Here is an 11,174-nt window from a genome sequence, read left to right as displayed (position 1 = left end):
TGCTCACGATTGCGAAGCTGCACGGTGAGTCTGTGGCCTATTACGAGTCCACTGTTTCGACCGAAGAGGAGCGTGCGAGTGGTCCCGATGCGTACTACTCGGAGGACGGAACGAAGCCCGCGACGGCGTGGATTATGGCGCGAAGTAGTGCGCAAGTGCGCGGAGTTTCTGGCACGTTAGGGGTCGAAGTTGGCGCGGTTGTTGGCGGCGATCGTGTGCGTGATTGGTTTAATAAAGCGGTTGCGCCGAGTGGTGAAAAGCTCGGGCGCGCGCCGAAACAAAGCGGGGTTCCTGGTTTCGATCTGACGTTTTGCGCGCCGAAAAGTGTGTCGATTCTGTGGGGTGTGGCAGACGATCCGGCGCTGAAACAGGTTGTGGATCAGGCGCATGCGCGCGCGGTTGAGAGCGCACTTTCGTACTTTTCGGAGCACGCTGGTTATACGCGCCGTGCTGATGCGCGGGATAAAACGCGCATGGTTATTGATCGGGTTGAGGCGCTTTCGGGCGTGAAATATGAGCACCGAACGTCGCGGTCGGGTGATCCTCATGTGCATTCGCATGTGCTGTTGTCGAACAAGCAATTGTGCCGAGATGGGAAGTGGCGAACGCTTGATTCTAAGGGGGTGTATCACGAAGCTCGTGCCGCCGGGATGCTGTATCAGGCGGTGATTCGTGAAGAACTCTCCCACGAGTTGGGTGTTTCGTGGGGTGAGGTTGTCAACGGGTGTGCGGAGATTGCTGGTCTTGATTCGCCCGAGATGATCCGCGCGTTTTCGACAAGGGCGCGTGAAATTGATGCGTGGCGTAGTGCGAACGGGTTGGAGGCTACCGGCGAGCTGGGGCGCGTCGCGCAGAAGAAAACACGCCAGCGCAAGGACTTAGATACACCACTTGCCGAGCTTGAAGCAGGCTGGAAACAAAGTGCGGCGGGGACGAAAGCGCGCGGGTTTATCGCATCACTTCGACCAGGAGCAGCGCGCAATGTAGGCGTGGTGCTTCCCGATGTGCGCGACGTTTTAGCTGCGGTGGTTGCTGAACGCTCGACGTTTACGCGCGCTGATGTCGTCGAGAAGATCGCCGAGATGATGCCGGTTGGCGCTGTTTCACCGGAGCAGATGCGAGAGGTTGTCGAGCAGATTGCTGACGAAGTCTTTGCCGATGACAGCACATGGACGGTAACCCCGGAGAAAGCCCCGGAGGTCAACGACCAGGCGCGTGAGGGCGCACAGCGATTTACAACTGATGCGGTGGTTGCTGAAATTGATCGCGGCATTGATGTTGCTACGGCGGTTGTTAATGCCGGTGTTGATGCGTCGGCGATTGTCCCGATCGACGGCAAACTTTCGCAGGCGCAAGCAGAAGCTATGCGCGCGGTGGTGCAGTCGCGGTATCTGGCAAGCGTGGTCGTTGCCCCGGCTGGTGCAGGTAAAACTTCGAGCTTGAAAGCAGCTCGTCGTGTGTGGGAGCAGGCCGGTCGACAAGTCGTTGGATTGGCCCCGACTGGCAAAGCTGCCGATGTGATGGTGGGCGAGCAGGTCGCGCATAGTGCTTCGACGGTGGCGAGGGTGTTGCTGCAAGTCGACGGCGTTGATGCGTCGCCGGCAGCGCAAAAACTTGGTTGGGGCACCGACACTGTCGTCGTCGTCGACGAGGCCGGCATGGTGGCTACTCCTGATGTGGTGCGCATCCTTGAGATCGCGCAGGCCGCAGGTTCGCGCGTGGTGTTTGTCGGAGACCCGAACCAGTATGGCGCGGTGAAAGCACGCGGAGGCATGCTCGCCACGCTGGCCCACGAGCTACCGGATGCAGTGGAGCTCACCGAAGTCTTCCGGCAGAAAGACCCACACGAGCGGGAAGCATCGAAACAACTTCGCACAGGACAGCTGCCGAATGTGCAACGGGCTGCTGATTTTTACGCCGCTGCTGGCAGACTGCATGCAGGGTCGGTCACCGCGATGATGGACGATGCACTTGCTGGCTGGAAGCAGGATATTTCCGCTGGGAAGCGTTCAATCTTGGTTGCTTCGAACAACGAGTACGTGGCGGCACTCAACGCTGCCGCACAGGCCGTAATGGCCGAGCGCGGCGAGATAGACACGACAGTGTCGGTTGCGATTAGCGGTGAGCAATTCGCCCATGTTGGAGACACGATTCTGACGCGCAATAACGATTATGAACTGGTCACCAGTGCTGGTGATGTGGTGCGCAATGGGCAGCGTTGGCAGGTCGAACAGATCAATACTGATGGTTCGATGCAGGTGCGCAGACTTGATGAAACTAACGTCACTGTGACGCTGAACCCGGAGTATGTCGGTGCACATGTCCAGCTTGGATATGCCACCTCTGGGCATGCGTCCCAAGGTGCCACCGTGGATGTGGCTCGCGTGGTTGCTGCTGTAGGCCAGATTGATCAAGCCGGGGCATATGTCCCACTGACACGAGGGCGCGAGGGCAACTACCTGTACATGGCCGAGGCGATGCCTGGCGATAGCGATACCGGTCATGGGCGAAGCGCTGACGCGGCGCAGTTGCGGCGTGAATCGACCGAGTATGCGCGTGATCTGTTGGTGCAGGCAGCAACGCGCAGTGCTTCCGATCAAAGCCCGTATGCGATCCACCGCAACGCGAGAGCGGATTGGGAGCTTGCCAAGCTAGCCGCAACAACACCGCCAGAAACGGACGTATTTGCTGGCACACGCATCAACGAGTGCGCGCAGCGGCGAGCGCATGCACGGTTGCAGCGCCTGGAAGCGTTCTACGCCTCCCAGCGCGAACAGCGTGGTGTGTCTGTGGTGAAGCAGCAGGAAAAGCGCGTGGCAACAGGGCTTATCGAAAAGCTCGGCATGAGTACAGGGCATGCGCGCACTGCACCGCAGCAACCACGCACGCCGGACGATACCCAGCTCATTGAGCTACGCAATCGTGTTGCAGCGATACGCGCGATGTGCGATGAACATCGCGAGGCAATAGCCCAGTTAGGTGAGCAGGAGACGCGCACTATCAAGCAGCGCGAGCAACGAATGCGGCATGTGCGCAGCATGCAGCGTAAGCGCCAAGACTTGATTGCCAAGCAGGACAATCGTGGCTGGTTTGCGCGGACGTTGAAGCCGAATGAGCACGCGGCACAGATTGCCGAATGTGATGCGATCATTGCAGGGAATATGAAGCAGGCTGACCAGCTCGGCGAGCATGTGCACACGTTGCGTGAAGAAGCCTTGCAGCATCACGGACAGCTTGAGCGGTTAAGCCAAGAAGCATCACGGATTGAGACGGCGATCAAGGCGCACGAGCGCACGGGGCAGGTGGGAAGTTCGCGTGATGCGGTGAGCCTGTCGGAGCGGATTTCGTTGCAGCAGCGCATGCAACAAGGCAGCCGATCCTCGTATGAAAACGGTCCACAACAGCCGGTAAAAAGTAGTGAAACAGATCACTATTTAGAGTAAGGAAAAGGGCTGTTTTGCCTGGTCACTCTATGAGTCTCATTTTGAGACCTTTAGAAATTTGAGCCCATTTAGCGACTTATTATTACGCTCGTTCTGGCGTACCCGTTCCGGCGATAGAGAGCTTGCACGGTATGGGGGGCTAGTGCGTAAACCTGTAAAGCTGTATACTGTAAAACTGTAAACCCGTAACCTGTAAACCTGTATTGAAAAGGAGGAGGTAGGCCATGATTATCACCACTATCAACGCTAAAGGCGGGGTAGGAAAAACCACCACAACGATGTTTCTGGCGACCGTGTTCGCCCAACGCGGATACGCGGTCACAGTTGCCGACCTTGACCGTCAGGGGTCTGCGCTCGACTGGGCAGAGCGTGCCGAAGATGGTGGCGACCCGTTGCCGTTTGATGTTGAGCTATCGATCCCGAAGCGCGTCGATCGCCAAGCTGCACTTGTCGCCGATGACGAGATTATGTTCATTGACGTGCCGCCAGGAGATGAAAACGCAATCGAAGCGGCGATCGCGGTCAGCGACTTCATCATCATGCCAACCAGATCGGCAGCTGCCGATCTTTCGCGCATCTGGGAATTGCGCGATGCCGTCAGCGCTACCCCGCATGCAGTCTTGCTGACCTTCGCACGGAAAGGTACGAGCGCGCTTGAAGCGGCCCGCCAAGCACTCGATGCCGAAGAGATGCCGAGGTTTCAAGCAGAGATCCCACTGCGCGAAGACATGCACTTAGCGTTTGGCTACTGCCCCGGACCAGACATGCACGGCTACGACGCCGTCGCCGATGAACTCATGGAGATGATGAAGTGACTACCAGTAGGCAACGTGCAAGCGGACAGCTCGCCCCACGGGGAGCAAAAAAGACCGCCAGGGGCACAGTAAAGACTGAAACGAAGTCCGCACGATCAGCGTTCCACCAGACCTCTAACCGCGACTACGTCAAGAAGATGACCATTGAAGTCGACCGCGATCTACACACTGAACTGAAAATGATTGCGGCGCGCGAGGGCGTGACAATCCGCGAGATTGTTGAGTCCTACCTGGAACAATATGTGAAAAACCATCGCTAGAAACTGGAAATACAGGTTTACAGGTGCTGTAAACCTGTATTTTTATTGCGACAGTTCCCGCCGTGGTCTTGAGGCAGTTTTCGGTAGGTAGGTCTTCACGGAAGCGGATACAGGTTTACAGGTGCTGTAAACCTGTATCGCAGGCCCTTGAAGTGAATCGAGAGCATCGATCGTGTTGTGCACGCGCAGTGGTTTACCAGCGTGTTAGCCTAAACGCGTCAATAAAAGAAAAAGAAGCCTGGAACATGTCCAAGTGCTCCAGGCTTGCTTCACCACCGGCCACCAACCGGCTCGTGAAGCGCTTTAACCGACCCCTACGTCGGAGAAAGCGATGCTATGAGTGTATCGAACCGTAACGCAGAACGCACGACACCACGCCAGCATGTGCGAGGTGTCGGTTTCCACACGGGTTGGCTCGACGACACCCCAGCGGGTGCAACTGATCGCGACGCCCTGTTAGCGCATCTAGGTCGCAGCGCGATCCATGCCAGCAAAGACCGCAACTTCTCTAGCGCGTACTACCCGGATAGCGACGGCGGGCGACGTCCTCGGCTCTACCGGGTCGACTCGCCAGCGTTTGCCAACTGCCAGTACGTCATGTTGACCACGAAGCAGTATGCAGCCGTACTCGTCGTCGATATCGACCAACCAGGACAGGCAGGTGGCCACCCAACCAGTCTTGCGCTGAGCGTGCGGGAAAACTTCGCCAAGCTCATCAAACACGGGATTGGCCCCTCATGGGTCGGCATTAACCCACTGACCGGCAAAGCCCAGGCAATCTGGTTAATCGACCCGGTGTATGCCGATAAAGCAGGGCAATCACCCCATATGAGCTTGCTTGCAGCAACGAGTAAAGCGTTAGGAGAGATGCTGGATCATGACCCGCACTTTTCCCACCGCTTTAGCCGCAGCCCGTTCTACGAGGGAAAAGACCCCACCGCATATCGCTGGTACTGCCAGCACAAACGAGTACACCGCTTGGCTGACTTACTGCGGGAGGTACGTGCATTGACTGGCCAAGAAGCAAAGCAGCAATCGACACGGCAGCAGTTTTCCTCTGGTCGTGAACTTCTCGAAGCGGCGAAAACGCGCAGGCAACAAGCAGAAGCTTTCAAAGCGCTTGCAAACGATGTTGAAGCAGAACTTGCGACAAGCGTTGAGCGCTATGACCCCGACCTCATCGAGGGCGTGCGCGTGCTGTGGATCAATCAGGGACGCGCAGCACGCGATGAGACGGCCTTTCGGCATGCGCTAAAAGTCGGGCACAGGCTACGCGCAGCAGGCCAACGCCTGACAGATAACGCCCTGATTGACGCTTACGAGCACGGATATAACATCGCCCAGGAAGTCGGTGGCGACGGTCGGCTTTCGGAGATGCCGCCAATGCGTGATCGTCAGACCATGGCGAGACGAGTGCGTGGGTACGTAACGCAGGCAAAGGCTTCAGACGGCGGTTCTGTGGCTCCTGGGAGGGCTACAAGCACCGAACGCAAGGCTTTGGCCACGATGGGGCGTAGAGGCGGTCAGAAAGCCGCACAACGCTGGAAAACAGACCCAGACGGCGAATACGCGCGGGGCAGGCGTGACATGCTTAAAAAAGCGAACCAGCAGCGTAGACGGCAGGGGAATGAGACACGTGCACAGGTTTATGCCGCATACGCCTCGTCGCTTGCTCAGACGGGTAAAGCCCCAACAGGGGCCGAGATTGGAAGAGAATTGGGGATTACCAGAAAGACAGCGAGTGCCCACTTAAGGGCACTGCGGAACGCGGGAATGATCGAATAAAAAAAATGTAACCTGCCATAAGCAATATACGGTTCCCCGTGCGGTAGCACGTGAGCTACCTAGTTCCGTTTCTTTTCAGCAACAGTGAAGTGTGCGACTCATGCCGGATTAAGTGTCTTCAAGCAAAGCAAAGTAAGTCGGTGGCGATGAGCGGCTCGTAGAGATGCCGCCGATGCTCGAGCGCCAGACCACGGTGAGGCGAGTGCGTGGGTACGTAACGCAGGCAAAGGCTTCACATGGTGGTTCTGTGATCCCAGGGAGGGCTACAAGCGCTGAACGTAAGGTTTTGGCCACGATGGTGCGTAGAGGCGGGTTGGTCAGCTCACCAGATTTATTACTTAGAAAATTTTAAGCAAAGAGCTTGATTGGAATGTATAGTTAAAGGTTCTTCGGAATAATCCTTGGGAACAATTCCCTAATTATCATTAAGTGCCGTCTATCTAGATACAGGGGAACAATGGAAACCAAAGTTAAAGCTACTGTCCTGACCTCCGCTCTTGCTAGCGCTCTACTTATTGCTCCCGCGCCTACTGCTAACGCAATAGATTGTCACGCAGGGGGTTACCCAGCGGGCACCGGATGCGTGGGGCTACCTCCGGAATTTGGAATCTCTGACGCCCAAGCCTCACAAGTGAAAGCATGGACCAAATGCCTGGCTGGAATCACGGCTGCCGGGATTCCCTATGGCCGAGCTGTAACAACCGTGTCAAAAAAACTTTTAGAAGGTGCCGCAGTTGTAGGACTATCGGGGTATGCAACATGCGATCTAAATGCAATCAGGGGACGTTAAAATATGGATACAGAAAAGTTTTTGCTCACCGCTCTAAGCGTATTAAGCGTGGTCGCCATAATTGGTTGGGTCAGCGGTGAGTACCTATGGGTAACTAAAATCGTGGCAATAGCAGGGACCGGTTTTTTCGTGTCCGCCTACTTAAACGGGAGGAAAACAGAGTCAAAGAGGGCGACAAAACACTCTCCCCCAGAGGAATCTGCTCTAGCCAGCTCTGCCTCCCACTGAGCATAAGCGACTTGCCTTGTAGGCAAGTCGCTTATTTTTCAGCTCGAATCCAATTCAGATATTTCCGGGGACCTAGAGGATCCCCCTAGGAGAATTCCTACAGGGGGAGTGAAGCGAACTCCTTCTACAACGGCGGTAGCATAAGTCAGCGGCTTGTGGCGGGCATACTCCGTGCGCGGAAACGGCGCAGAAAGCACCCAGATGGCGTGCGCGTGGCCGTTAGTCGGGTTCTCGACCACAGCGTTAGGCCGCCAGCCCTCACGCTCCTACAGGGCGCGCAGGAGCGTGTCCTGTAAGTCGATATCCACGACTAAGAGATTCGAGAGTGCGTCGGGATTAGCTTCCACGTAGCGCTTCCCGAGTGCTTTCTTGCGTGAGGTGCGGTAGATGCCGGCGCGCAGCGCGCCGCTGGCTAGTGGCCACAGCGGTATCCACAGCTGCTCAAAGCACACGACGCGTTAGACAAGGAAGTCGATAAAGCGTTTGGAGCACCCCGCAAACTCACCCACCGAGAAGCAACGGCAGGAACTTCTATTTGCCGATTATTCGCGCTTATCTGCGGTAGATAGTTAGTCAAACAGGGAAAGTGCATCAATGAATAACCGCGAAATAGCGAAACAATGGCAGCGTGATTGGATGGGAATCCGCCGAGAATTTCTAGCAGGAAGACTTCCCGCGCCAGTGGTGGCACAAGTGTCTTCTAGTGGTTCCGATGGTTACCGCTGGGAATGCCCCGAGTGTGGTGCTTTCGGAAGTCCACTTAAATCAGCATCACGCGCTGAAACAATGGGTGAAGGGCATGTACAAGTACATGCGAGCGAAGACGATTTAGCAGAACTAGAAAAACTCAAAGTGCTGAACATGCCTGAGCAACTGCTAACGGGATACCAACGCGCGCGTCTAGAGGAATTGCTAGCGGAGTCACGAGTGTAAATCTCCAGGCTCTGGGAGACGGATTTATGAAACCGAAGTACTCCTGGTTAATCAAACTATTTACTGAAGAACTCGTTTTAATGAAGCGGATCAGACCACTTCCTGGTTGAAAAATGCCTGTCTATGCGGAATAATTAGGGACGAACCACCAAAAGGAGGGTTGTTCAGGAACTTCGAAAGAGTCACGCCAGCACACTTAATGTGTGGACGCTTTTGGAGAGAGTCTTTAATTAGAAGGAAGCACAGTTCTTATAGAACCTGAGTTGACTTCTAATTGGCCCCAGAGTTTATCGCCTGGGGCCTTTTCCTTTTATGGAAGATCGGCACGTACAGCGGATTTAGACAAAAGGAAGGGGTGCCCCTACTCACGCCAGTGAGCCGCGACACCCCGAGTCTTTAACTAGAAAGAAGCACAGTCACTTTCTCCCAAAGTCCGAGACTTTGATTGCAGATAGTCGTGACTAGTGCTGCCCCACGGACGCGCGACCAGGAGTTATCAGTTCCTGACGTTTGTCCTTGACTTTTATTCTTTCTATGTCTTCCGACATACCAGTATTTACTTGGCATTTTATTAATATCCTTACTGGCGGCTTTACTGGCGTGGCTTGCAAGAGCTCGGTGCCAGCAGCCTTAAGCAGCGAGTCTTTTACTGCAAGCCACCTAAGGGGGTCGTTGGGATTGGAGCAATCCCGCGGACAAAATTGATTCTCTCATACATTCTCCAAAATGGATGGTTGGCGCTATTTCGAGGTCAATATGTGCAGGGAGCGTAAGGTGTTGGGCGTATGAACGCCTTTGCTTTTTCTAAAGAAGCTCCATAAAGGTACACCCGCGCGCACGAGTTTTGGCCTGACTGAAAACTCAAGGTCGTAGATGTCCGTTAGGGTGGGGTCGTGGCAGAAAAGACAGATGGCGCACAGGTTCTACACCTGGGCAAGCAGAATTCGCCAGCCCCCGGCCAGATCATCGGTTACGCAAGGGTCAGCTCAGCAGATCAGAACCTCGACCGTCAGCTCGCTGCACTCGAAGAAGCAGGCGTGCAAAAAATCTGGCACGAGAAAGTCAGCGGAGCTACACGCGACCGCCCCGAACTTGCGCGAGTGATGGAGTACGTCCGCGAGGGCGACACCCTAGTGGTTGCGAGCATGGACAGGTTGGCACGCTCAGTGCCAGACCTTTATGCCATTGTCGAAGAGCTAAACGACAAGGGAGTCGTCGTGCGCTTTCTCAAAGAAGGGCAGCTCTACGACGCGCACAGTGACGCGACAAGCCAGCTCATGCTCGGCGTGCTTGGCGTCGTCGCGCAGTTCGAGCGTGCGCTGATTCGTGAGCGGCAGGCCGAGGGGATCGCGCGGGCGAAAGAACGCGGGGTGTACGACCGTGCCCCTGCCATGTCGAAAGACGAGATTCAGCAGGCACGCGACCTCATTGCGCTCGGCGTGCCCAAAGCAGAAGTCGCCCGCCGCCTCGACGTCAGTAGAAGCACCTTGTACAAGTACGTCGTCACGCCAGACCGCAAAGACGGAAAGAGCAGACAGTAGACCGCGCCTGTAAGGCCGCGCGTCTGTTAGAACATGTGTTCACAGAAATGGGCTGCGATGTCGGGTGGTCATGGCAGGATTGCAAGCATGATTCAAAGCATTGAGAAGCTGTTGTCTGAGGCGAGCGTGGCTCGGTTTGATCCCGAAGACGCAACGTTGAGCAGTGGCGAGCGTGCGCAAGCGAAGATCGTCACTGTCCTTTTGGAGGAATGGGACGCGCTTGACGGGACGCAGCAGCGCGCGATTGTGGGCGTGCTTGAGAAGTCGACGCAAGCAAGCGAAGACGCCGAGGGATTCGTAGAGCGCCTGCGGCAGCGAGCAAAGAAGTAAACCTGTTGCCTTGTCCTCTTTAAGCGCGCGCTCCATGAGCACTCCCATAATGAACGACAGCGCCCGCCTGTCCCGCAGAGGCGCTGACGCGAACGCCTACGGCGTTCTTGTCCCAGAATCATCACTACCGGGTCGCTCCTCGCAGTAGCGGTCGGCGTTGATCGCATCTTCCATCAGCCCGAGCGTGATTTCTTCGAAGGCGTCTTTAATCGCGAGTGACTCAAAGTCTTTCGCGACTTGCTCCCAGTGCATGCGCTCAAGGGTCGGAATCATTGCCCACAGCGCCATGCGCAGATACGTCCCACGACTGCGCCCAGTGCGCTCGGCGAGCGCGTCGAGGCGCTCAACGAGTTCGTGTTCTAGTCGCACAGAGACAACCGGACCGCGTCCGATAACACCGCTCTGCTTTCTCGTTGCCATGATCATCGATCCTTTCTTGTTTCGTCCCGACGTTGCTTCCTAGCCCTACATGTAAACATTGTTTACATGTAGGGACGAGAACAGTCGGTGTGAGGAAAACGGTTTTACTTTTCACAACGAAGCGTACATGTAAACATTGTTTACATATAGCGGTTTGGGTAAAAGCGAAGACCCCTTTTTGCGGAGCGCTCGCCCGTGCTAAGGGGGAGTGTGGCCGGGGAACGCGTCAACGGGCAAAGGGGTCTTCTGACGTTTCAAGGGATGCTAGCCTCCCCCAAACCGCTGCCGCATAATCTAGCCGGACCGGTCGAGAGTTTCGGAGAAATTGCCCAACTCTCCCCTTTCCCTTTTCCCTTTTCCCTCCCCAAGGCCAGCGCTGGCCGCGCTTGCCTTGTTTTGAAGCCTGGGGCTTTATTTGTTGGTACATTGGCAGTAAACTTGCCAGTACCCCCTGGCGGGGCGCAAACACCGCTTGATCTGGACCGGAAGGAGGCCGCGGAGATGCTCACGATTGCGAAGCTGCACGGTGAGTCTGTGGCCTATTACGAGTCCACTGTTTCGACCGAAGAGGAGCGTGCGAGTGGTCCCGATGCGTACTACTCGGAGGACGGAACGAAGCCCGCGACGGC

At 56.0% G+C, this 11,174-nt stretch carries 11 protein-coding genes; 8 read left to right on the top strand and 3 right to left on the bottom strand.

Annotation, left to right across the window (positions count from 1 at the left end; translation table 11 throughout):
* The 4 genes from mobF to BJP07_RS08760 all read left to right on the top strand — a co-directional run.
* Positions 1 to 3,443 (top strand): MobF family relaxase (mobF, locus tag BJP07_RS08775; protein WP_071567108.1); only part of this gene is annotated, 3,443 nt, incomplete at its 5' end.
* Between the two features lie 224 nt (positions 3,444 to 3,667).
* The gene (locus tag BJP07_RS08770) at positions 3,668 to 4,258 is read left to right on the top strand and encodes a ParA family protein (protein WP_071567107.1); all 591 of its coding nucleotides are present in this window, start codon (positions 3,668 to 3,670) and stop codon (positions 4,256 to 4,258) included.
* The gene (locus tag BJP07_RS08765; protein WP_071567106.1) at positions 4,255 to 4,518 is read left to right on the top strand and encodes a hypothetical protein; all 264 of its coding nucleotides are present in this window, start codon (positions 4,255 to 4,257) and stop codon (positions 4,516 to 4,518) included. The genes BJP07_RS08770 and BJP07_RS08765 overlap by 4 nt, the downstream gene beginning before the upstream one ends.
* 336 nt (positions 4,519 to 4,854) lie before the next feature.
* Positions 4,855 to 6,303: a replication initiation protein gene (locus tag BJP07_RS08760; protein WP_071567105.1), complete on the top strand. Its 1,449-nt coding sequence runs from the start codon at positions 4,855 to 4,857 to the stop codon at positions 6,301 to 6,303.
* Positions 6,304 to 7,359: 1,056 nt separating this feature from the next.
* On the opposite strand, the gene BJP07_RS11330 is transcribed toward BJP07_RS08760, so the two are convergent.
* Together BJP07_RS11330 and BJP07_RS11325 are read right to left on the bottom strand one after the other, a co-directional pair.
* Positions 7,360 to 7,560 (bottom strand): replication initiation protein, encoded by a 201-nt coding sequence (locus BJP07_RS11330; RefSeq protein WP_071567104.1) that lies wholly within the window; start codon positions 7,558 to 7,560, stop codon positions 7,360 to 7,362.
* A gap of 27 nt (positions 7,561 to 7,587) precedes the next feature.
* Positions 7,588 to 7,773, bottom strand: a complete 186-nt coding sequence (locus tag BJP07_RS11325; RefSeq protein WP_071567103.1) for a replication initiation protein — start codon at positions 7,771 to 7,773, stop codon at positions 7,588 to 7,590.
* 142 nt (positions 7,774 to 7,915) lie between these two features.
* On the opposite strand from BJP07_RS11325, the gene BJP07_RS11080 reads away from it, so the two are divergent.
* The 3 genes from BJP07_RS11080 to BJP07_RS08735 all read left to right on the top strand — a co-directional run bounded on the left by BJP07_RS11080 (position 7,916) and on the right by BJP07_RS08735 (position 10,125).
* Entirely contained in the window at positions 7,916 to 8,254 is a 339-nt protein-coding gene (locus tag BJP07_RS11080) for a hypothetical protein (RefSeq protein ID WP_143111766.1), read from the top strand.
* A 929-nt stretch (positions 8,255 to 9,183) separates the two neighbouring features.
* A complete protein-coding gene (locus BJP07_RS08740) occupies positions 9,184 to 9,795 on the top strand; it encodes a recombinase family protein (protein ID WP_071567110.1) in 612 nt (203 codons plus the stop codon).
* Between the two features lie 87 nt (positions 9,796 to 9,882).
* A complete protein-coding gene (locus BJP07_RS08735) occupies positions 9,883 to 10,125 on the top strand; it encodes an antitoxin (protein WP_071567102.1) in 243 nt (80 codons plus the stop codon).
* A 96-nt stretch (positions 10,126 to 10,221) separates the two neighbouring features.
* Here BJP07_RS08735 and BJP07_RS08730 read toward each other — a convergent pair whose 3' ends face one another.
* Positions 10,222 to 10,545: a ribbon-helix-helix protein, CopG family gene (locus BJP07_RS08730; protein ID WP_071567109.1), complete on the bottom strand. Its 324-nt coding sequence runs from the start codon at positions 10,543 to 10,545 to the stop codon at positions 10,222 to 10,224.
* Positions 10,546 to 10,983: 438 nt separating this feature from the next.
* Here BJP07_RS08730 and BJP07_RS11075 point away from each other — a divergent pair.
* The coding region (locus BJP07_RS11075; RefSeq protein ID WP_143111765.1) for a hypothetical protein at positions 10,984 to 11,174 on the top strand (191 nt) is incomplete at its 3' end.

The sequence above is a fragment of the Corynebacterium sp. NML130628 genome (assembly GCF_001875665.1).
Taxonomy (GTDB): Bacteria; Actinomycetota; Actinomycetes; order Mycobacteriales; family Mycobacteriaceae; genus Corynebacterium.
Note: the sequence above shows the minus strand (reverse complement) of the source record. Positions and strands in the feature narration are given on the sequence as shown.